The sequence below is a fragment of the Bartonella sp. MR168JLCBS genome (assembly GCF_042194175.1).
The window spans coordinates 1-825 of the sequence record NZ_JBHIMP010000265.1 but is presented as its reverse complement, the minus strand read 5'-3'; the positions used below and the strand labels follow the sequence as shown (position 1 = coordinate 825).

Here is an 825-nt window from a genome sequence, read left to right as displayed (position 1 = left end):
CAATGCGATTTTATGGAAGGACAACTTTCCGTGACCCATAAAAGGCGTGAGGTAATCTCTTATCAACGGCATGTTGAGACGATGCAGCGTTATGGTTATTATGGTCTCACTTTTATGGGGAGGGATGAAACAGCTAAACGGCTTGGCTCGTCTTTTTATTATGGCGGTATTTATGATGTCAACACGGGCCATATAAATCCTTTGAAGCTGATTGTTTGGTTGGCAAAAAAAGCCAAAAATGCTGGTGCTAAACTGTATGAGAAGACACAAGTAACCACGGTAGATCGCAAGGGTAGCCGTTGTATGGTAATAACAAAACGAGGCAAAATAACGGCCGAGCATGTTTTATTGGCGACCAATGCGTATAAACTTGGACTTCAGGATTTTGTTGAGAGAAATATTGTTTCTATCCGCTCTTATATTGGAGCAACTGAACCATTATCAAAAGAGAGCCCAATTCTTCAGGGTGGAGAATCAGTAGATGATTCTCGTTTTATGGTTCGCTATTTTCGCAAGAGCGTTGATAATCGCTTATTATTTGGCGGAGTAGAAAGTTATGATAATTGCTATCCTGTAAATTTAGAGGAACGTATACGACAGCAGATTGCTGAAATTTATCCTCATCTTCAATTTATCAATCTAACGCATCGTTGGGGTGCAACGGTTGCTATCACAGTTGAACGCATGCCTTATGTTCGCCAACTTCTACCGGGTATAACTTACTGTGGCGGTTATTCGGGGCATGGAGTTATGCTTGCTCCTTTTATGGGAAAATTATATGCTGAATGGTTAACTGGGAAGCATGAGCGTTTCGCATATTTTCAG

General features: G+C 41.1%; 1 protein-coding gene. It reads left to right on the top strand.

Annotation, left to right across the window (positions count from 1 at the left end; genetic code table 11):
• A partial coding sequence (locus ACFIK8_RS10770; RefSeq protein ID WP_375669421.1) for an NAD(P)/FAD-dependent oxidoreductase occupies positions 1 to 825 on the top strand: 825 nt, incomplete at both ends.